At 37.9% G+C, this 21,980-nt stretch carries 14 protein-coding genes and 1 riboswitch; all 14 genes read right to left on the bottom strand.

Translation table 11 applies throughout. The annotated features are described in order from the left end of the window. Positions 1-198: 198 nt before the first annotated feature. Positions 199-711 carry a tetratricopeptide repeat protein gene (locus DDF69_RS18645; RefSeq protein WP_114822099.1) on the bottom strand — a complete coding sequence of 171 codons (513 nt, stop codon included), beginning with the start codon at positions 709-711 and terminating at the stop codon, positions 199-201. Next, positions 698-1,396, bottom strand: coding sequence for a peptide chain release factor H (prfH, locus tag DDF69_RS18640; protein WP_114822098.1), 699 nt, complete (start codon positions 1,394-1,396; stop codon positions 698-700). Before prfH ends, DDF69_RS18645 begins: the two co-directional genes overlap by 14 nt. 3 nt (positions 1,397-1,399) lie before the next feature. Next, the gene (locus tag DDF69_RS18635) at positions 1,400-1,945 is read right to left on the bottom strand and encodes a nucleotidyltransferase domain-containing protein (RefSeq protein WP_114822097.1); all 546 of its coding nucleotides are present in this window, start codon (positions 1,943-1,945) and stop codon (positions 1,400-1,402) included. Between the two features lie 77 nt (positions 1,946-2,022). Beyond that, positions 2,023-3,414: an RtcB family protein gene (locus DDF69_RS18630; RefSeq protein ID WP_114822096.1), complete on the bottom strand. Its 1,392-nt coding sequence runs from the start codon at positions 3,412-3,414 to the stop codon at positions 2,023-2,025. A gap of 27 nt (positions 3,415-3,441) precedes the next feature. Next, positions 3,442-4,176, bottom strand: coding sequence for a hypothetical protein (locus DDF69_RS18625; protein WP_114822095.1), 735 nt, complete (start codon positions 4,174-4,176; stop codon positions 3,442-3,444). A 460-nt stretch (positions 4,177-4,636) separates the two neighbouring features. Further along, entirely contained in the window at positions 4,637-5,137 is a 501-nt protein-coding gene (locus DDF69_RS18620) for a hypothetical protein (protein WP_114822094.1), read from the bottom strand. A 57-nt stretch (positions 5,138-5,194) separates the two neighbouring features. Continuing rightward, the gene (gene scpA / locus DDF69_RS18615; RefSeq protein ID WP_114822093.1) at positions 5,195-7,312 is read right to left on the bottom strand and encodes a methylmalonyl-CoA mutase; all 2,118 of its coding nucleotides are present in this window, start codon (positions 7,310-7,312) and stop codon (positions 5,195-5,197) included. A gap of 138 nt (positions 7,313-7,450) precedes the next feature. Further along, positions 7,451-10,465, bottom strand: a complete 3,015-nt coding sequence (locus DDF69_RS18610; protein WP_114822092.1) for a reprolysin-like metallopeptidase — start codon at positions 10,463-10,465, stop codon at positions 7,451-7,453. A gap of 137 nt (positions 10,466-10,602) precedes the next feature. Further along, positions 10,603-12,705 (bottom strand): prolyl oligopeptidase family serine peptidase, encoded by a 2,103-nt coding sequence (locus DDF69_RS18605; protein ID WP_114822091.1) that lies wholly within the window; start codon positions 12,703-12,705, stop codon positions 10,603-10,605. Between the two features lie 96 nt (positions 12,706-12,801). Continuing rightward, positions 12,802-13,479 (bottom strand): hypothetical protein, encoded by a 678-nt coding sequence (locus tag DDF69_RS18600; protein WP_114822090.1) that lies wholly within the window; start codon positions 13,477-13,479, stop codon positions 12,802-12,804. A gap of 77 nt (positions 13,480-13,556) precedes the next feature. Then, positions 13,557-14,642, bottom strand: a complete 1,086-nt coding sequence (gene prfA / locus DDF69_RS18595; protein ID WP_114822089.1) for a peptide chain release factor 1 — start codon at positions 14,640-14,642, stop codon at positions 13,557-13,559. 147 nt (positions 14,643-14,789) lie between these two features. Continuing rightward, on the bottom strand, positions 14,790-16,100 hold the full coding sequence (locus DDF69_RS18590) for an APC family permease (protein WP_114822088.1): 1,311 nt from the start codon (positions 16,098-16,100) through the stop codon (positions 14,790-14,792). Between the two features lie 7 nt (positions 16,101-16,107). Then, positions 16,108-18,561 carry a TonB-dependent receptor plug domain-containing protein gene (locus DDF69_RS18585; protein WP_114822123.1) on the bottom strand — a complete coding sequence of 818 codons (2,454 nt, stop codon included), beginning with the start codon at positions 18,559-18,561 and terminating at the stop codon, positions 16,108-16,110. A gap of 93 nt (positions 18,562-18,654) precedes the next feature. After that, a riboswitch (SAM riboswitch) is annotated at positions 18,655-18,760 on the bottom strand. Between the two features lie 258 nt (positions 18,761-19,018). Continuing rightward, positions 19,019-21,856, bottom strand: coding sequence for an alpha-amylase family glycosyl hydrolase (locus DDF69_RS18580; RefSeq protein WP_114822087.1), 2,838 nt, complete (start codon positions 21,854-21,856; stop codon positions 19,019-19,021). Between the last annotated feature and the right edge of the window lie 124 nt (positions 21,857-21,980).

The raw sequence follows: 21,980 nt of genomic DNA, 5'->3' as shown, positions 1-21,980 counted from the left end.
TAAATATATAAAAGACTACCTGCTAGCAACTTAAAAAAAAATTAAAATCAAAAAAACCACTGATATCTCTATATTTTTGATTTATTTTAGTCATATTATTTATTCTTTTAAAGTTTTTGTTTTACAATTTTAACTTTCACAGAGGATCATTTTTTGATAAATGTATGCAGAACTGCCTTTTTCAAAAAAAAAGGAGACTTATTGGGTCTCCACTTTCTTTTTAATTCTTGTTACCGGCATTTTACCTTTAATCATTTTTTCTCTGTCTTCAATAATTTCGAGGGCTGCACGGTTGTAAGCAAATTTTTTAGCTTCTTTCAGGGTCGCCAAAGCCTGTTTGTACTCAAAGTTTTTCTCCTGCAGAAGAGAAAGACAGGTGAGGATTTCCGACTTATCAATTCCTTTGAGTTTCAAGGCAAATTCAATCAGTTTTTCTGCTTCTTTGTAATCTTCATTACTCAGTAGACATTCAATATAATATTTGGGAGTATTAATATTCCCGATATTACTCTGCATGGCTTCATCGAAGTATTTTTTTGCGGTTTCATAATCTTTCAGTTCTTCTGAATATATTCTTCCCATGAGACAAAGACTGTCTGCATCTTCCGGTTCATAGGACAGAGCGTAGTTCAATGCATCCATGCACTCGGCAAGGTTGAACGGAAAGTAGTCCAGCGCTTCAAAATAATATTTACTTTTAGTTAAGGTCATTTCTGTAGTTTTTTAAGTCATTTTTCAAGGCATTCCTTTGTTTTTTGAATGTCTTGTCTTCGTAATTCTTTTTAAAATCCGTCCCCGAGAATGTACGAACCGGACTTCCGCGTTCTACCTGCATCTGGAGAGACCAGGTTTCTTTCAATTTTCTTTCCAGTTGTTGGATATAAACTGCCATCACCTTTTCTTTGAGTCTGGTTACAGACAGTTTTTTATTCTCCAGCTGCGAACGGGAATCTTGTACAAAAACAGTTTCATTGGTGGGAATATGAATGGCACGGACAGCTGTATTCACCTTATTTACATTTTGTCCTCCGCTTCCCTGACTTCTTGTAGTCTGAAACCGGATATCTTTTTCGTGGAAATCAATCATTTTTACATTTTCCAATTCGAAAATTCCGATGAACCAATTGCTTCTTTTATGGAGCTTTCTGAATGTACTTTTTCCTATCCAGCAAATACTTCCCAGCCAGCTTTTTAAAAACAAGCTTAGATCTTTTCCTTTCAAAAGCAGGGTTACTGATTTTAATGTCAGGTTTTCATCCCCGTTTTCACGATGAATGATTTCATATTCTATTGTATTGTGTTTTGCCTCTTCAAGAAAGGTCTTCAGAACCTTGGCTACTACCCACTGGCATTCTAAAGGACCTCTTCCCGAAGTGATCTGTATTAATTTTTCCATTTTTTATATTGGCATTTTGCTTAATAAAGGGTTTCCTACCGGATTTATTCCCTTTTGTAATAATTCTTTTGCGGCCATCACTGCCCAGCATTTGTCACTGGAATGAATATTTCTGTAAAAGGAAAGTAAAACATCAGGTTTCACAACAGTAAAACCATTAGTTTCAATTGTTTCAAGATCATCTCTTTCAAAGAAATCTATGGTAACTCTGTGAAATTTTTCATTTTCCAGCTCGACGGTTTTTTCATACCTGCGAAAGTTTTCTTCACTTGGCAGATAGTCATATCGGGTCCAGACTTTCCGGAATCCTTCCTGCTGAAGAATAATAACTACTTCTGCTACATTTTCTTTTTTTACAAAAACATCAATATCCTTGTGGTCATGGGCATGCTTGTATTCGGTATGTCCTGTTTCAGACATGAAATGCCATGCCCAGCCGCCTGATATAATCACTTTGTGTTTTAATTTGTCTAAAATTTCGAGTCCTGACTGAATTCTGAATTCCGGCCAGACTTCACCGTATCTTTTTATATTGTGTGGGGCTCCCATTTCTTTAATTTTAAAATAATTCTTTATTAAACCTTATAGGTTTTTGAAACCTATAAGGTTGTAAAGTATGAGATTAATTATTTGTCCATTCTTACAATTCTCGGCTGGAATGTTCCCAGAATATCTACCAGTTCACTCTGTGCATTCATCACCTCATTGATGTCTTTGTAGGCCATTGGTGCTTCTTCTGCATTTCCGCCCATCAATGTGACATTTTTCAGTTTGAGTTCTTTTTTGATATCATGCTGAGTGAAAAGACTTCTGCATTCTCCTCTTGAATGGGCTCTTCCTGCACCATGTGATGCTGAATTCAAAGATTCCGGATTTCCTTTTCCGCGAACGATAAATCCTTTTGCAGTCATGGATCCCGGGATCATCCCCAATTCGTTTTCATTGGCAGGTGTAGCTCCTTTTCGGTGAACAATCACTTCTTTACCGTTATGAATTTCCTTCCATGCAAAGTTGTGATGGTTCTCAATTCTGGCTTTTACCCTTCCACCGACTGCTTTTACCAGCCTTCTGTGAATATCATCGTGACAGGCTGAAGCGTAATCTCCGGCAAGATTCATGGCCGTCCAGTATTCCAGTCCAAGATGGGTACTCAAATCCAGCCATGCGAAGTTTTGTGCTTCTTTCGGTAACGGACACTGTTCTGTGGCCATTCTTGAATAATACTGTGCGATTTCTGCTCCCAACCCTCTGGAACCGCTGTGAGAAAGTATTCCCAGATATTTTCCTTTTGGCAGACCAATTTGTTCGTCTTCTTCAGTGATTTCCACTTCTCCGAATTCTACAAAGTGATTTCCTCCGCCTGAGGATCCCATCTGTTTGATGGCTTTTCCCTTTAATCTTCTTAAGATCGGGATCATATCAAATGTATCTCTGTCAAAAATCTCATGATCTATGTGAGATTTATGCGTTTCATACATTCCAAATTTTGTATGTTCAGCAAGGGCTTTTTCATATTTATCTCTTGCTCCTTCAAGATATGAAACGGGTGTATCCAAAATACTGAGGCTCATTCTACAGCCAATATCCATGCCTACTCCGTAAGGAATTACCGCATTTTCTACTGCCAGAACTCCTCCTATGGGAAGTCCGTACCCGCTGTGGGCATCTGGCATTAATGCTCCCTGAGTAGAAACAGGCAGTTTCAAAGCAGTGTATAACTGATTTTTTGCCTCTTCTGAAATATTGTTTCCAAAAATCTGAAAGGAAGCCCGCTGTGAATTCAGCATTCTTTTTTCTGTTTTTTTGGATGAAAGCAGGGTTTCTGCGATTTGTCCGAAAGTCAGATCTTTTTCAAATTCTTCCGGATTCAGCAGGATTTCCTTTAAAAGAGATTTTACGTGGTGAATATTCTTTGTTGCAAAATTTCTTTTCATGACTTCCAATGCTACGTTTACACTTTGGTTATTTGGATAGCCCAGTTTTAATATATCTTTTCCTTTTAGTTTTAAATTTCCCATTGTTTTTGTTTTAAATAACAGCCGGACTTATTCGTCCAGTAAGCTTTCTGCAATCTCTGTTGCAGACATTGTGCAGGTAATATATTTCCTGCTTTTGATAAGTTTTCTTTGATACGTTTCTTTCCATGGATTCGATTTACATAGAATTGTCTTATTCATAATCCCTATTACCTTATACTGTCCCAAATAGGAATCCAGTGCTGCATATTCTTTTTCCAGCTCCAAATCAAGGGGTTTGTAATGGGTAATCATGTTGGGTCTTACCCTTAAAGTAAATCGCCATGGTTCGGTAAATTTGTAGTAGGTTCCGAATATCTTACGGACAGGGCAATAGTCTTCTTTCTTTTCAAAGTATTGTCTTTCTCTGTCGGTAAGTTCCCATTTTGGATAATTCCATGAATATGAAGTAATATACCTGAGCTTCTGCTCTCTTTCTACATATATCTTTCTTCCGAACTTTCTTTTCTTTTTTAAAAATTTTCGGTTATCAGAATACATATAGGTATTTATCTTCTTTAAAATTCCTTCGAAAAAATCTCCGTCTTTGGATTGTTTTACATCCTCTCTTACAACAAAGAATCTTACAAATCCTTTTTGATAGGGTTTATCCAATGGTATCAACGGAAGATTTCTTCTTATTTTCCAGAGTTCTCTACTACGTTTGTATTTTGTTCTTATCTGCTTTTCTACATCTTTTCTAATTGCTCTTTTTCTGCTTCTCACACTTCTCAGCCGGGAATGCAGAAGGTTATCATTTTCCATTGTGAACAGAAGTCTGATGTGAGATGTTGAAAACCTTAATGTTTTTTTATCTCACACAGCTTTTAATCAACTAAAACACTAGTTGAATGGATTAATAATAGACGAAATAGTTCTGAGGAATATACCTCATCCTATTTTGCCCTTGATGACACTAAAAAAGATTTCGGGAAAACTTGAAGTTTGAAATATTGCGCAATAAAAAAACCCGAAATCTCTACGACTTCGGGTTCTGATATTTCATTGTACTGTTATTCTAAGAATGTACCAAACCGCGAAGCCTTACCACCATAAGTGGCAATCCAACTGTAGAATTCTGTTTAGTTCTGAACATTGCTTCGTTGTTTTTTATTGGTTAAACTTGATTTTCAGGTGCAAATATATACATTTTTCTGAAAATCAAAATATTTTTTAATAAAAAAGACTGGTAAAAAAAATAACCAGTCTTTTATTTATTGTGAAATTAATCTTTTGAACCCAGACTATCCATTTCGTCATCCATTCCTTTTACCTGATTGGAATGATAGACTCTTTCTGAGCCGAGAAAGTAAAGATTATGTCTTGCTTTGGCAATGATACCATTATATTCATCCTCAGTCATACCCTCCGGAATAGGGTCTCTTTTTTCTGAAGGTTTTCGGTAGACTTCAAGAGCTCCATATTCATTTAATACTTCTTTGGCAGCTTTTGCCTGTTCGAGATTATCGGTATAAACGATAACATTGCTTCTTCCTATGCTGTGTTTGCGGTAAGCATCCAACATTTCTGCATCGTGAGCAAAAACATAGTCGAAAAAATCCTGCGTCTGTTTATCTTCCTGATACTGATCAGCAGACATACCACTTTCTACTCTGGACTTTGAAATAATGATGTTTGCTTCGTAAAAGCCTTTTTCTTTTAATCCTTTTTTAATTTCCTCTGTATTTACAGTCACCGGAAATACTGAAACTACTGTATAAGCCATAATGAAATTTTTTCATTAAACTATACAAAAGCCATGCAAGTTAATCTCTACAAAGAATTAATTTAGAAATTTTTCCAGAATTTCGACGGCACATTTCGGAAGATTGGTTCCGGGTCCGAAAATAAAATCGGCACCGTTGGCATACAGGAATTCATAATCCTGTTGAGGAATTACTCCTCCTACAACGATGGTAATATCGTCTGCTCCCAGCTTTGATAATTCTTCCACTACCTGCGGAACTAATGTTTTGTGTCCTGCAGCCAATGAAGAAACTCCTAAGATGTGAATATCATTTTCTACCGCTTGCTTGGCTACTTCTTCCGGTGTCTGGAACAATGGAGCAACGTCTACGTCAAATCCCATATCGGCAAATGCTGTGGCTACTACTTTTGCGCCTCTGTCGTGCCCATCCTGTCCCATTTTAGCAACCATTAGTCTTGGACGTCGTCCTTCTTCTTCTTCAAACTTTTGAGTCAGATTAAGGGCTTTTTCAAAATATTCGTTTTTACCGGCATTCATTGCGTATACACCAGAGATTGTTTTAATATTTGCTTTATATCTTCCAAAGGTTTCTTCCATCGCATCACTCATTTCGCCAAGTGTAACTCTTCTTCTTGCTGCTTCAATACATAATGCAAGAAGGTTTCCTTTTCCAGTCTGAGCGCTTTGGCGGATGTCATTCAGGATTTGCTCGACAGCTTCTGTATTTCTTTCTGCTTTGATGGTATTCAGTCTTTCAATCTGTTTTCTACGAACTTCGGTATTGTCAATGTCCAGGATTTCTATCTGATCCTGTTTCAATGAGGATTTGAATGAATTAACTCCGATAATGAATTCCTCACCACTATCGATCTTAGCTTGCTTTTTTGCCGCGGCTTCTTCAATTCTCATCTTTGGAATTCCGGCTTCGATAGCTTTGGTCATTCCTCCTTCCTGCTCTACCTCATCAATATACCTCATCGCTTCTTCAATCATCTGCTGAGTAAGGCTTTCCACAAGATTGCTTCCTCCCATCGGATCTACCACATCACATATTCCGCTTTCCTGCTGAAGGATGATCTGTGTATTTCTTGCAATTTTTGCGGAATAGTCGGTGGGAAGGGCGATGGCTTCATCCAGTGCATTGGTATGAAGGGACTGTGTTCCTCCTAATGCTGAAGATAATGCTTCAATAGCTGTTCTTGTGATATTATTGAAAGGTTCCTGTTCCGTTAAAGACCAACCTGAAGTTTGCGAATGGGTTCTTAGCGCCAGAGATTTTGGATTCTGAGGATTAAACTGTTTTAAAAGGGTTGCCCAGATATATCTTGCGGCACGCATTTTCGCAATTTCCATGAAATGATTCATTCCGATTGCCCAGAAGAAAGAGAGTCTTGGTGCAAAATCGTCTACGTTCATTCCTGCTTTGATTCCTGTTCTTACATATTCAAGACCATCTGCCAGTGTGTAAGCCATTTCAAGTACGGGTGTTGCACCAGCTTCCTGCATATGGTATCCGGAAATGGAAATGGAATTGAATTTCGGAATGTTTTGCGAAGTATATTCAAAAATATCTGCGATAATCTTCATGGAGGGTGCCGGCGGATAGATGTATGTATTTCTAACCATGAACTCTTTCAAAATATCATTCTGAATAGTTCCGGAAAGCAAATCCTGTTTTACACCCTGTTCTTCTGCCGCTACGATGTAGAAAGACAAAATTGGAAGTACCGCTCCGTTCATTGTCATGGAGACTGAAATCTGATCTAATGGAATTTCATTGAAAAGGATTTTCATGTCTTCCACAGAGTCTATGGCAACTCCTGCTTTTCCTACGTCTCCTACTACTCGTGAGTGGTCAGAATCATAACCTCTGTGTGTTGCAAGGTCAAATGCTACGGAAAGTCCTTTCTGACCTGCGGCAAGGTTTCTTCTGTAGAAAGCATTGGATTCTTCAGCTGTAGAAAACCCGGCATACTGGCGGATTGTCCACGGTTTCTGAACATACATGGTGGAATACGGTCCTCTCAGATAGGGCCCAATTCCTGGAGAAGTCTGCGTTAATGATTCATCTTTTACATCTTTTTTTTCATAAGATGATTTAAGTTCAAGGCCGTCTTTTTCAAAATTGTAAATCTCTCTTTCCTGAGATGATACACTAAAATCCGGTTTTTTCACAGAAATTGTCTTTCGCATTCCAATTATTTTTGTCCCCGTAAAGTTAATTTTTTTGAGCGAAACATGAAACTTCTGTTAATATTCTGTTTTTCTTGATTTTAGTAAAAGAAAATGACCGGACAAATGTCCGGTCATTCTTATGGGTATATGGTCTGCTTATTTTTTGATAAGCTTCGTATTGTACGTATTTTTATCATCTTTAATGGTGATGACATACATCCCTTTGATCAATGAAGCTACATTGATTCGTTGTCCGTCAATCTGACCTTCCTGAGCTAATCTTCCGTCCGCAGTATAGATTTTGTAATCTGCTTTACCTTTAAGATTTTTCACTTCTACAAAAGTATCTGCAGGGTTAGGATAAATTGAAATTTCAGTTGATTTTACATCTTTGGTTTCATTTACCGCAAGGGTTTCTGAAATTTTCACAGAAAAGTCTTTGAATGAACCTTGTGAAATAACTCCTCCTCCCTGTACCGGAACCGATGGGCTTCCACATGGTCCTGTAGCAGCATTAAAGAAAGTATTTGCCACTCTCATTCTCAGGAGTTTATCCCCAGCGTATGCAGTAGCTGGCACAGTGAATACCATAGTTCCTGTATATTGTCCATTTGCAGGAGGAACAGTTGTTTTAGTACCTACTTTTTCTGAAGCTTCAAAAACTCCGTTTCTGTTAAAGTCAATCCACACTTCCATTTTGTCATTATAACCTGCTGTGTTACCAACATTGAAATAAGACAATGTATATTGTGTTCCTTTGGTTAAATTAATTTGTTTAGTTGCATCTTCAGTAAAGTCCTGATAAGTACTGAAAATAGTTTTGTAAGTTAACTGAGAGTAAGCCAGATTCGCTAAGTTTAATTGAGCTAAACCACTGTTAAAGCTAAAGCTTGCAAAGCTGTTTCCACCTGTTGTCATTAAACAGTAATCTGAACCTGTTCTTAATCCTTTTGTTTTGAATGCATAGGTAGAAGAGAACGCTCCAGGAACTGTATTCACTACTGCAGCTACCTGAGCTTCATAATTTGTTTCATCTTCAAGGGAGTTCAATACTACAAAATTGGTAGTGCTGGTAGCATTTGTCCAGTTAGATTCTCCCAATTTTCTATATTTAACGGCATATGTCGCTCCCGGAACGGCATTCCACCCAATAGTAGCAGACGTTTTCAAGATTTCTGTAGCTATTGATCCTACCCCTGTAGGAGCATCCGTTGTTGAAGTAGGAGCAGTTCCAACGATAATCTTAGGAGAAACAGCATAAAATACATTTCCGATGGCAGAAATTCTCAATTTGATAGCTCCTGTCAAACCAGAAGGCATTTGAGCGGTATAGCTTCCTGTGTTCGGAGTAGAAGCTACAAGTTCTGTCCATGTTGATCCGTTAACCAGATCAGTGGTATATTCAATTTTAACATTAGCAGCATTATATGGTGCACCGTTGGTATTAGCTACATCCCATGAGATTGTATTGGCTGCGTTATTGTATAATGTTGTATTATCAATAAGACCGGTAAATTTGAAAGGTCCGTCATTGGTAACTGTTACGGTAGTTTCCGCAGATACGAGCATTGGTCTAGAAGCATTCTCATCTCTTACAGTTACCGCATATTTAAGTGTTCTTGGAATATAAGAAACTGTTTCCCATTTCGTTTTATCCGTTAAAGATCCTCCCATTACAATAGGAAGGCTTGGGAAATATCTTCTTCCGCTTGCTACTCCAAAATAAGATCTTGTTATAGCTCCTTGTGCATTGTATCCCCAACCGCTGTCTCCTGAGATTGAGTTGTAAGAATCTACACTATCATACTGTTCCCATGTATATTTAATAGGATCACTATCTGTAGCTGTAGCATCCAGATAATATGCGGTTCCTTTTGGAATACTGTAAGCAGGAAGCGCTGAAATTACCGGAGCTGTATTTGTTGTTATATTTTCTGATGTTCCACATCCGGGCTTACTGTCCAAACTGTTAAGAACCTGATTAATGGAAGAATAATGGAAATAAGCATCAGTAAAATTCTGAACATTATCTCCTGTAATTCCTGCATACCCCATAATAGTAGTTCCTCCTCCTGGTTCTATATTTACTCCGGAACCTTCAGAAACATGAGAGAATGTATGGTTACCTCCCAGCTGATGTCCCATTTCATGAGCAACATAGTCTATATCGAAAGAATCTCCTACCGGGTTTGTATTCTGTGTAAATGCGGATCCTTTTGCCAGTGAAGTATTTGTTGCAGGGTCAACGCATGTAGATCCTATAGACCCGGCGTTTCCGTTACCTCCGGAAGCATTGAAGACATGCCCCATATCATAATTAGCATTTCCTACTTGAGCTGTTAAAGTTTGCTGAAGTTGTAAATTTAAATTGCCGGTATAAGGATCTGCTGCAGGATCTGTAAAAATGATATTTGGAAGATCCTGAATAATAAGCTTAATAGCAAAATCTTTCTCGAAAATACCATTTACACGGGTCATCGTAGCGTTCATCTGAGTAACCGTATTGGTTATTCCTCCGGAAGGATCAAATTTCTTTGTATATTCTCCTGTTGTTGAAAGCGCTAATCTGTACGTTCTGTATTTTGTACTTGCCGGTCTGTTTGTAATCCCTACATTAGAAAGATTTTTTTTTCCGTTGGATTCCAATACCTTGATATCTTTAAGGTTCTTTTCTTCCGTAGTACATTCAAAACCATGGTCTCCCTCAGCTCTTTTCGTTTTATAGAAAACCCCATAAACCTGCTTATCTGTAGTAATAGGCTCTATAAACTGGAATTTTCCGTCTTTGATAATCATCGACTGCATTTCAGTAGGTGCAGTACTGAATCTTACATATTTGCCAGGATCATCAACCCCTACTCCCACATAAGATCCCAGCTGATATCTTTCTGCCATGGATTTTTCCATCACAGGATCACTATAAACAGCAAATTTTTCAATTTTCCCTTCTGCTGTAGGCAGAGATACGATCACCGCCTGAGCTCCTTTACCTGTTTCTACAGCATCTTTCAGAATATTCCTAAGAGACTGCAAATCAAATTTGTAAGCATACTGAACTTCTACTTCTTTTCTGATCTCTGATGTTCTTTGTGAGGCCGGTTCCCACCTCTGTGCATGAAAGCTGGATAGCCCAGCAGCCAACGCACAAACGAGTAAAATTCTTTTTTTCATAATTACCTAAATAGTTTAGAATTAATAAACTTTAAATATCCGCCCTAAAAATAAGAATTATAAACATAACAACATAAAAAAAACAGTCAATTTTAAATAAAATCGACTGTTTGTTTAAATATTTTGCTTTTTTAGAGTTATTTCTTTATTCCCATCTCAAACAATGCAAATGATATAAGATCTGCATTTTCACTGATCACCTGATCTGTTGACCTTCCTGCTCCGTGGCCTGCATTTTTTTCAATTCTTAAAAGAATAGGATTTTTACATGCTTGTTTTTCCTGAAGTTCTGCTCCAAATTTGAATGAATGTGCCGGAACCACCCTGTCATCATGATCGCTGGTAATGATCATGGTAGATGGGTAGCAAGTTCCTGCTTTTACATTATGTACAGGAGAATAGGATTTCAGATATTCGAACATTTCTTTGCTGTCCTCGGCAGTACCATAGTCGTAAGACCATCCTGCTCCGGCAGTAAATTTATTATACCTCAACATGTCCAAAACTCCAACTCCAGGGAAGGCTACTCTCGCAAGATCTGGCCTCATTGTCATTGTTGCTCCTACTAATAATCCTCCGTTTGATCTTCCTGACAGTGCCATGTATTCTTTTGAAGTATATCCTTTACTTTGAAGGTATTCTCCGGCGGCGATAAAGTCTTCAAAAACATTTTTCTTCTGCTGCTTAGTCCCGGCATCATGCCATTTTTTACCATATTCTCCACCACCACGGATGTTCGGAACAGCGTAAATACCACCATTTTCCATCCAGATAGCGTTAACTACAGAGAATGACGGCTGCAGGCTGATGTTGAAACCTCCGTAAGAGTAAAGAATCGTAGGATTTTTACCATCCAGTTTAGTTCCTTTCTTATAATTGATCATCATAGGAACTTTTGTACCGTCTTTTGAAGTGTAAAATACCTGCTCTGAAACATAATCATCCGGATTAAATTTCACTTTCGGTTTTTGATAGACTTCAGATTTTCCTGAGTCTACATTGAATTTATAAGTAGTTCCCGGTGTAATATAATTGCTGAAAGAGAAGTAAACATCTTTCTCTTTTTCTTTTCCTCCGAATCCTGAGATATTTCCTTTGCCTGGAAGGGTGATTTCCCTAACCAGTTTTCCAGCTTTATCAAACTGTTTTACCTGATCTATAGCATCAATCATATAAGTTGCAAAGAAATATCCTCCTCCGGAAGAGATTCCCAATACGTTTTCTGTCTGTGGAATCACGTCTTTCCACGTTGAAGGTGCCGGATTAGCAATGGTAGTTTTTACAAGACGCATATTCGGGGCATCTTTATCTGTAAAAATGAAAAGATCATCTCCCTGAGTGTCTACGATACTGGCATTGATATCAAATCCGCTCATAATTTGTACAAAGTCTCCTCCTTTTTTAAGATCTTTTATATACAATTCATTACCATTTGTGGCATTAGCTGCAGAAATGATAAGATATCTCTGATCTTCAGAAACTCCGGCGCTCAAATATCTTCTTGGAGTTTTATCTCCACCGAAAATCAATTTATCCTGAGACTGCTTTGTTCCCAGTTTATGAAAATATACTTTGTGCTTATCCGTCATTCCGGAAAGTACTGTTCCTTCTTTCGGTTTGTCGTAGCTTGAATAATAAAACCCTTCGTCTCCCTGCCATGAAATTCCACTGAATTTTACATCTAGTAAAGTTTCATCAATCTGTTTTTTAGTCACAGCATCAATGATGACAATCTTATTCCAGTCACTTCCTCCTTCGGAAATAGAGTAAGCTGCAAGGTTTCCTTTTTTATTGAATGAAAGATTGGAAAGAGAAGTCGTTCCTTTTTCTGAAAATTTATTAGGATCTAAAAATACTTCTGTAGCATTGGTCTTATTGTTGGTTCTGTACAAAACAGATTGCGCCTGCAAACCATCATTTTTATAATAGTAGGTATAATCTCCTTCTTTGAAAGGTGCTGAAATTTTCTCATAGTTCCAGATATCTTTCAACTGGCTTTTGATTTTATCCCTGAACGGAATTTTAGAAAGGTAATTCTGGCTGTAAGCGACTTCTTCATCTACCCATTTTTTTGTAGGTTCGGAATCGTTTTCCAGATCTCTGAAAGGATCAGAAACGGCTGTTCCGAAATAGGTATCTGTCTGGCTGCCTTTTAATGCTTTAGGATAAATCATTTTCTGAGAATAAAAAGATGCTGAAAACAACACTCCAGCGGTTAACAATACAGGTTTAAAATTCATACTGATCGGTTTTTCTCAAAAATACGCAAAGTATATGAAATAAAAAAAGCCCCGTTATATTGGGACTTCTTTATTCTTTATAATCGTACTTTTCGCCTATTCATTTGCTCCGAAGCTTTCAAAATAGAAGTCGGTAAGATTGGAAACAATCTCATCCGGACTGCCATTCCAATAATATATTTTATCTCCTTCTTTCAGTTCATACAAACTAAAGTTCTGATCTGTTGTTACAGTCTTATTGGCATTTTTAAAATCCTGAACTGCCTGAATTAAATATTTTTTAAGGTCTTCCGTTTTTATTTTGTTCAGATCTCCTTTCGGTCCGGAAGTCAGTTTTGATGGCACCAGGAAGCTTACAGAATAGCTTATTTCAGCAATTTTTTGTCCTTCCACATGTTCATTCGGGACTACTTTTACGTCTTTAACAGTAAGTTTTCCCGTTTTAAAGTTTCCAAACATAGCTCTGAAATAATCTTCAGCTTCTTTTTTACATGCTGCTGCCGTAGCTTTAGGAAAAGCGGCAAGAAAATTCTCTACACTGCCATTGATCATTTCCTGTGAAGTTTCTTTAAAATCTACCTGATAAGCAATCTGTCCGTCTACGGTGGGTTTTAAATAATCATTGAGTTTATTCAATGCTGCATCATCATTACTCACAAAAGTACCAAAAAAGAGTTCAAAGGCTTCTTTAGGTTTCTTTACTTCTGTCTGAGCCATCAGTTGCTGTCCCATCACGGTAAGCAACAGCAGGAAAATAATTTTGTAGTTTTTCATAGTTGATATTTTGTTTTGTTATTGGGAAAAACAAAGCCCCTGAACAGTCAGAGGCTTTGTTTTTATTTATTTTTATTTTAATAATTCTCTTCTTCCCCTTTCATCTTCTCTGCATTTTCTGCCATGATTACAGCGTCAATCATTTCAGAAATATCACCATTCATATAAGCATCAAGATTGTACATAGACTTATTGATTCTGTGATCTGTAACTCTACCCTGTGGATAGTTGTACGTTTTAATTTTTGCAGAACGGTCTCCTGTAGATACCATAGATTTACGTTGTGCCGCGATATCTCCCTGTACTTTCTGTAATTCAATATCGTATAGTTTTGTTCTTAGCATTTCCATTGCCAACTCACGGTTAGCAAGCTGAGAACGAGCCTGTTGACAAACTACAACAAGTCCTGAAGGTTTGTGGGTAAGCTGAACTTTAGTTTCAACCTTGTTTACGTTCTGACCACCGGCACCTCCTGAACGGGAAGTCTGCATTTCGATATCTGCAGGATTCAGTTCAAAATCTACTTCTTCAGCTTCCGGAAGAACAGCAATCGTGATGGCAGAAGTATGAACTCTTCCCTGAGATTCAGTTTCAGGTACACGTTGTACACGGTGAACTCCGGATTCGAACTTCATGATTCCGTAAACGCCTTCTCCTTCCACTTTCATGATCAGTTCCTTGTATCCTTTTGCGGCTTCGTTAGAATCTGTTACTTCATGTCTCCATCCTTTTGTCTTGAAATACATGGTATACATTCTGTACACATCTTCTACAAAGATCGCTGCTTCATCACCACCTGTACCAGCACGTAATTCCACGATAACGTTTTTGTCATCTGCAGGATCTTTAGGAATCAGTAATACTTTCAGCTCTTCTTCAAGACCAGGAATTCTGGATTGCGCTTCCAGTTTTTCTTCTTTAGCCAGATCTACCAGATCTCTGTCTGAACCATCAGCTATGATTTCGTCAGATTCTGCAATACTATCCAAAGCGCCTTTATACTGATCGTAAACTCTTACAATTTTTCCCAAATCACTATATTCTTTGTTCAAAGAAGAATATCTTTTTTGGTCTGAAATGACATCAGGCTGTATAATAAGGTCTGCAACCTCATTATATCTTTGTTTTATAGCTTCTAATTTTGGAATTAATGATTTAGACATTGTAGAAATTTTGTGGGTGCAAAGATAAGGATTATTAATTCAAAATTAAAATTCCGAATCATCATAAATTTTTGAGCATTAGGGATAAAGGGTGCAAAAGCACAAAAAGGCTTATTTGAGAATTTGTTTATTCACCTTTCCGCGTCGTTAAGACTTGGTCTGAGATCCTTTAGAAAGTCTTTTGTCTATCAGATATAAAATAATTCCTACCGCGATAATTCCCAATCCTATCAAACTTTCTTTAGGGTTATGAATGAATGTAAAATAGAGAATATAAAAACTAAATAGTAAAAAAACAGCCGGAAAAATATGGAATGCATTCGACTTAAAGATTTTTCTGTCTTTTTTCTTCAGGAAGAATACAGTAGAAATCGCCAAACTTGCAAAAAGCTGTAAAATAAAGGCTGTATAGACAAAAATCTCTTTAAAGCTTCCTGTAAGAATAATAATAGCTGCAATGATGGCATGAGCGAAAATAGCTCTTACCGGAATTCCTTTTTTATTACCCACTGACAATGGTCTCCAAATGGAGGTATGCTTTGCAAAAGCCTGCGTTAATCTTGATCCTACCCACAGATAACCACTGATGGTTGCAATAAGCTGCAGGGCAATAAAAATATTGACGATCTTTCCAAAAGCAGGTCCCAGCATATTAACAGCCGCTTCTCCCATCACATCTTCTTTTCCTGCCAATTGACTTACCGGAGCATGTTTCAGCATAATATAATTCACTAAAATATAGCTTACTGTTACGAAAACAGTTCCGATGATGAGTGATTTGGGAAGGTTTTTCTGAACATCTTTTATTTCTCCTGCGATATAAGATGCTGAATTCCAGCCTGTGTAAGAATACGTTACAAATACCAGAGAGGTAGCAAATGCAGGAAGCATGATCTCATTCTGCCAGCTGTTACTGAAATTGAGACTGTTGCCTATCTGCGGTGAATCTGAAATTCCTACCCCAAGAATTACCAGTACAATAATGAAAGTGATCTTAATGAATGTAAAAAAGTTATGAAATCTACTGGATGTTTTCAGACTGAACGATAACGCAATGGCAACCAGAAAAATAGCAGCAATCGCAAATCCGTTTCCAAAAGAATACTCAAATACAGAAAGATATTTCGACATAGCCAAAGCAGCCAAAGCTACCGGAGAGGAAAATCCGATGATGAGTGAGATCCAGCTTATGAGATATCCGAAAATCGGATGATAGGTTTCTTTAAGATAAATAAAATCACCTCCGTTTCCTTTAAAATGTGAACCTAATTCTGCGTAGCAAAATGCCCCGAATAATGCAAGAACTCCTCCGATACTCCATAGCAGGAAAATACTGTAGGTGTTGGTAATATCGGAAAGCTGAAATCCCAGGGTGGTAAAAATCCCTGTTCCGATCATATTGGAAACTACAATGGCTGCGGCTGTTTTCCAGCCAATCTGATGTGAGATAGTACTCATTTACTGATTAAAAATTAAAATTAACCCTTCCGAAGAAATAATTCCCCAGCGTTCCCATCTGAACCGGTGCATATTTGAATACTCCATAATACGAATTCTTATAAATCTGGCGATCCGGGAAAACATCAAATACATTGTTGGCTCCTACTGTAAAATTGATACTTTTGGTGATATCATACCCAACACTGATGTCGGTTACTACTTTTGGGGAAAACTCTTGCACATCTCCAAACGGATAGCCATCTCTTATTACCTTACCAAAATAGGTATTTCTTACGAGAAAACTGAACTTCCCGATTCCATAATTTAATCCTAATGAAGCTTTTGTTTTTGGAGACAGGGTTTCAATGATATTGATCTGATCCGGACCAAAAAACTGTTCCTGAGGTGTTCCTAAGTTTTCCGGAAAGTGGAAATCTGTGATTTTAGTTTCCGTATAGTTTCCGGCAAGATTGATATTTAATTTTCCCTTGCCAAGAATCCAGTCATAGGTTACTACGACATCAACTCCTTTGGTTTCGGTATCGATAGCATTTGCAAAAAATCTTCCGCTCTCTACCTCATTTCCCTGTCCTACTACCGCTGGATCTGACAATCTTGGATCTGTTATATTACCCGTAATAACGATTCTGTCTTTTACTTTAATGATATATCCATCTACGGTTATCAACAGTCCTTTTACAGGTTTTAAAGTAAATCCGGCACTTCCGTTTACAGAGGTTTCCTGTTTGAGTTTATCAAATCCAAGAATTTCAGCGGCTTTGCTGTCATTGCTAAAAATTCCCTTGGTGACAATCTTCTCGCCTGAAGTAGAAATATCGGCATAAGAGTTATTAAAATACTGCTGTTGCAATGATGGTGCTCTGAATCCTGTTCCCACCGCAGCTCTTACCGCATAGTTTTTTACAAATTCATACCGTACCGCAAGTTTTCCGTTCAGTGTATTTCCGAAATCTGAATAGTTTTCAAATCTTGCTGCTGCATCAATATTCAATTTTTTATCTAAATCATAGGAAACATCTGCATACACTGCGGTGGAATGTCTGTCGTTCTTCAATGCATTATTTGGAGAAAATCCGATAAAGGATTGGGATCCACCCGCACCAAGCACTGTTGATCCTTCAGTGGCTACATTTCCATTGATGTCATATTGGGTATAAGAAGCTTCATCACCAGCTTTGATCTGGTATTGTTCAAACCTGAACTCACCACCGAAAGCAATATTGAAACGGTTTATATTTTTGGAAACATCAAGATTAATGGTATTTTGAAGAAAGCTATGCGCTCCGGCATAAAAACGGGTTGGAGATTTTGCGCCCAAAGAAGCATTATTCGTATTGTTTACATTATAATTGAAAGTGTTGTTTCCAAAGGTATTGCTAAGGTCAAAAAACCAGTCGTTAACATTATATTTTGCTCCTACAGCATACGAAACATCATATACCTGGGAGGCCAGAATAGCCTGAAATCCGTTCGGATAAAGGGATGAAACCACATTAGATTTTTCGCTCGGAAGTCTTCTGAAACCAAAGCCATTTCCTTCTTTGATGCTGAACCCTCCAAAAGAATACAGCTTAAAATTGTCATTAAAAGGATATTCTGAATTGAAAAACAGCTGTCCCTGTCTGATCTGGGCATCTCCGATCTGAAAATTAAAGTCATCACGCGTTAATCCTCTTTTTGCAATTTCTGCATCATCTGCGGCTCTGGCAGCTTTTACGGCTTCTGCATCACCAGCAAATTCATACGCAAAATTATCTCCGAAAATATCCAGATCGTGATTTTGCGTTCTAGTGGTTTTTCCTCTGTGGCTTAATTGCAGGGATAGATTGATATAACCATCTTTTTTTCCTAATGAAGCACCATAGTTAACTCCTGCCTGGTAAGTATCACCATCATTTCTTCCCGTCAGTCCATAGGTAAGACTTGCTGAAGCTCCGGCATTTTTCTTAAGAATTATATTGATCACTCCTGCAATGGCATCAGAACCATATTGTGCAGCAGCTCCATCTCTTAACACTTCTATTCTATCAATTGCAATTACGGGAATGGTACTCAAATCTGTTCCTACAGAGCCATTTCCTACGGTATTCTGATAATTTACCAAAGAGGTAGAATGTCTTCTTTTTCCGTTAAGCAGCACCAAAACCTGATCGGGTCCCATACCTCTCAAAGTAACAGGGTCAATATGTTCTGTCCCATCAGAAGCAGACTGTCTCACTGCATTGAACGATGGAATCACATAGTTCAGAAGATCCTGAGCCGTCATTTGCGGAGAACTTCTCTGGATTTTATCGATGTTGATTACATCTACAGGAACAGGGGTCTCCAGCTTTGTTCTTTTGACATTACGGTTTCCGACGATGATGATATCTTCGATCTGTTTTCCTTTTTCCTCACTTTCCTGAGCAGCGACCAGAATTGCTCCAAGCAATAATACAGCTGTGCTTAATTTTTTCATTTTTGTTCTTGCCAATTAATACTACCAATCTGACGGATCTTTCCACAGATACACAAGACTTCAAGAAATGGAATTCATATAGAGTATGGATTTCACTTATCTCCCCCTAAGGGTTGGAATTAGCACCTTTACACTATTGGAAACGTGTAGGTTGCTAAGGTTTCAACGGGCCAAATCCCTCCACCTTTCTTGATAAATCTACTGCAAAAGTAGACTATTTTTTTGAACTTACAAAAAAAGGCAAACCTGCTGATCTGCAAATTTGCCTTTGATTTTTTATAGAACCTGTTTACAATTTTATTTTCGAACCATTAAGATGTAATAAGAGTTTAAGAGTATTAAGATTAGCTTCGCTTTGAGCTTAAAAATCAAAATGATCTATCTTAACGGTACTTTACTTCTTAAATAGCCCTTAATGGTTCAAAATATTACAAATCAACAACTTCATAATTTGTTTTTATTGAATCATCATCTTTTGAATGGCTATTCCTGTATCCGATTTCAGCTGCACCAGATAGGTTCCTGCCGGATAACTGACTTTCGCTTCATAGATGCCATTTTCTTTATCCAGTTTTAAAGAATCCATTCTTTTACCAGTCATATCAAAAATTAAAATCTCTCCGTTTTTGGCCTTACTGAAAACGAGTTTAGCTATTCCGTTTCGGATTGGATTATCTGCAATCTGAAGAGATAATTTGTTGGCGGCATTGACATCTGCTGTTGACAAAGCACCTGCATAATTTCCAAAGATTCTGAATTCCCCAGGCTGTAAAGTGATTGGCGCTGTTGTGGAAGCTACATTTGAAATACTGTTGTCCATCAGATTCTGCCATTGACCTGTGTAAGGGAAATAAGGAACAACATTCTGCGCGGAAGTCGTATAATTGGCCAACACTACCACATTCTTTATTCCTGTTGTAATAGCCGCATCATACACATAAATTCTTGTGATCAGTCCGGTAGGATCGTTCGTAAGGTTATTGGATTCTATACTGTAGGTTTTAGATTTAAAAACCGGGTAGGTATTTCTGATATTGATGATTTTAGCCCATGTATCATATACTGCCTTTCTGTTCACATTGGTATCATACCCTAAAGTAAATGCAACAGGTTTTTCATCGGTTCTGCATCCGCTGTCTATGGTGCCATTCGCACATCTGTTGATGCTGAATTCATATCCTAATTCACCAAACTGCCAGATCATCTTCGGACCTGGAATGGTAAAGAAAGTTGCCCCGAAAGTTTTCATTCTTTCAAGAGCGGTATTCAGGTCTTTTACATTATAACTTCCGTTAACTGCGCCATAGGCAAGGTTTTTAAACATCAGTCTCTCTTCATCATGGCTTTCTCCATAGCCTACGGCACTCATATTGGTGAAGCCGTGAAGGCTGTGATTCATGCGGTCATAATTGCTGTTTTCCTGATAGCCCATCGTATTCTGGTTGTAAGGATCGGTCTGTTTATTCCAAAGCATAACGCCCTTTCCTTCTGCGATTCTGTAGTTCGCCCATTGCTGTTCTTCTGCATCTGTTCCCAAATGTTCGAAGATCATGTAAGAATTGGGATCAATGGCCCATTGTTTATCAGCATAATTTTTCATGATATCCACTCTGTCCTGCTGGTAGGCATTGGTACAGGCCTCATCGTTTTCAGAACAGCTTTGCGTAAATCCTTTGGTTAAATCCCAACGGAAGCCATCTATGCGAAATTCTGTAAGCCATTGCTTAAGGCATCTTTCAACGTAATATTGCGTTGAAAGGCTTGTATGGTTAAAATCATTGAATACATTATATGAATGTTTCGGTACCTGGTTAAAGTAAGGATTGTTCGGTGCAACATCGCCATAGCCGTCACCATCAGGATCAATATTCCAAAGCCTAACTAATGGAGAACGTCCTGTAGCATGATTAAACGCTACATCCAGAATGACTGCAATTCCGTTCTGATGGCATAAATCTACAAATTCTTTGAATTTTTCGGGAGTACCGTAGGCTTTGTCCAGTGCATAATGGAAAGAAGTATTATATCCCCACGAAAGATTTCCGTCAAATTCCATAATCGGAAGCAGCTCTATAGCATTGATTTTCAGATTCTTTAAATAGGAAATTTTATTAATCAGCGACTGCCAGTTCTTTTCCTGTGTGAAATCTCGCAATAATAATTCATACACTATAAGATCCTGTTTCGCAGGTCTTTGAAAATTGGTAACCTGCCAGTTATAAGCGGTCTGTCCTGTTTTAAATGTTGAAACTTCAAAACCCTGTCCGGCAGGAAATGCTGGTAAGTTTGGATAAGTAGAAGCTGAAATCCACTGGTCATCATAAGAAGATAAAATTTGTGGTGAATAAGGATCTGCTACTTTTCTCAAATCGTTTGTTCTGTATTGGAAGGTATAAAGCTGCTGAGGAGTGATTCCATTAAGTTCTATCCAGTACAGATCAGGATTTGCAATATCTTTTTTCATTAAATAGGTATCATTCACCGCCCAGTTATTGAAACTTCCGATGACATGGATAAAGCTTTTCCCCGGGGCATATAAAGCCAGCCCTACTTTGGTAGGATCTGTCGGGTGGTAATTGATTCCCTGCCTGATCCAGTTGGGTATTGCTTCAGAAACTACATTTCTAGGAACCTGTAAGATAAATGTTGCTGTTTTAGAATTGGTCCCCTGTGTTGCCACAAGTTCCATATTTGCATCCTGAGTAACCGTATAACTGTAAGAATAAGATTGTGAAGGCGTTGTTGCTGAATTGACAACAGTTCCGTTGGCTTTTAACTGGAATGTAGCATTGGTACTTGCCGTCGCCGTAATAGTAATGGAATTTCCCGTAGGAACTGAAGTGAGGCTGTTCGCCAATGGATTTGTAAGCGTCAAGTTTAAAGTCCCTACGTTTACAAAAATATCGGGTGAAGTCTGATGCGATCCTGTTTTATCTTTTAATAAAAATCCAAATCTTCCGATTCCTGTTCTTCCGAAAAATGAAGTTGGAGTAAATGTTATTGAATAGCTGTCTGTTATGGGATTATAATTCAGCTTATTCAGATCATTGGAATTATTCCAGCTGCCATTGGTAGGACAATCCTGGCTGTTCTGATAATTGGTGTCAAACGACCAGGTCCACATATAAATGGCATTATTGGAAACTCCCCAGGCCGTTTCGTCTATCTGATCGCCCGGAACCGTAAGCGTAATAGCATCTGTTTCATTGAACGGATTAGGAGAAATTGTATAATTAATCTGCCCAAAAACGTACATTGTAATCAGCAGAAAAACAACGGAATAAAATTTTCTCATGTCTTATTTTTTATCGAATATAGTGTTATTTTTTATTCATAACCATCATTTTGAATCAGTTTTCGGGAAATATTTCATTTTTTTTGAAAAAAATCAAATAAAAAAAGACTCATGAAATTTCATG

This window comes from Chryseobacterium sp. KLBC 52 (genome assembly GCF_003347605.1).
GTDB lineage: Bacteria > Bacteroidota > Bacteroidia > Flavobacteriales > Weeksellaceae > Chryseobacterium.
The sequence above is the reverse complement of the archived record's forward strand: the minus strand, read 5'-3'. Positions and strand labels throughout refer to the sequence as shown.

Coding starts and splice junctions, on each gene's coding strand:
- DDF69_RS18645 (WP_114822099.1), bottom strand. CDS start 711: ATGACCTTAACTAAAAGTAAATATTATTTTGAAGCGCTGGACTACTTT.
- prfH (WP_114822098.1), bottom strand. CDS start 1,396: ATGGAAAAATTAATACAGATCACTTCGGGAAGAGGTCCTTTAGAATGC.
- DDF69_RS18635 (WP_114822097.1), bottom strand. CDS start 1,945: ATGGGAGCCCCACACAATATAAAAAGATACGGTGAAGTCTGGCCGGAA.
- DDF69_RS18630 (WP_114822096.1), bottom strand. CDS start 3,414: ATGGGAAATTTAAAACTAAAAGGAAAAGATATATTAAAACTGGGCTAT.
- DDF69_RS18625 (WP_114822095.1), bottom strand. CDS start 4,176: ATGGAAAATGATAACCTTCTGCATTCCCGGCTGAGAAGTGTGAGAAGC.
- DDF69_RS18620 (WP_114822094.1), bottom strand. CDS start 5,137: ATGGCTTATACAGTAGTTTCAGTATTTCCGGTGACTGTAAATACAGAG.
- scpA (WP_114822093.1), bottom strand. CDS start 7,312: ATGCGAAAGACAATTTCTGTGAAAAAACCGGATTTTAGTGTATCATCT.
- DDF69_RS18610 (WP_114822092.1), bottom strand. CDS start 10,465: ATGAAAAAAAGAATTTTACTCGTTTGTGCGTTGGCTGCTGGGCTATCC.
- DDF69_RS18605 (WP_114822091.1), bottom strand. CDS start 12,705: ATGAATTTTAAACCTGTATTGTTAACCGCTGGAGTGTTGTTTTCAGCA.
- DDF69_RS18600 (WP_114822090.1), bottom strand. CDS start 13,479: ATGAAAAACTACAAAATTATTTTCCTGCTGTTGCTTACCGTGATGGGA.
- prfA (WP_114822089.1), bottom strand. CDS start 14,642: ATGTCTAAATCATTAATTCCAAAATTAGAAGCTATAAAACAAAGATAT.
- DDF69_RS18590 (WP_114822088.1), bottom strand. CDS start 16,100: ATGAGTACTATCTCACATCAGATTGGCTGGAAAACAGCCGCAGCCATT.
- DDF69_RS18585 (WP_114822123.1), bottom strand. CDS start 18,561: ATGAAAAAATTAAGCACAGCTGTATTATTGCTTGGAGCAATTCTGGTC.
- DDF69_RS18580 (WP_114822087.1), bottom strand. CDS start 21,856: ATGAGAAAATTTTATTCCGTTGTTTTTCTGCTGATTACAATGTACGTT.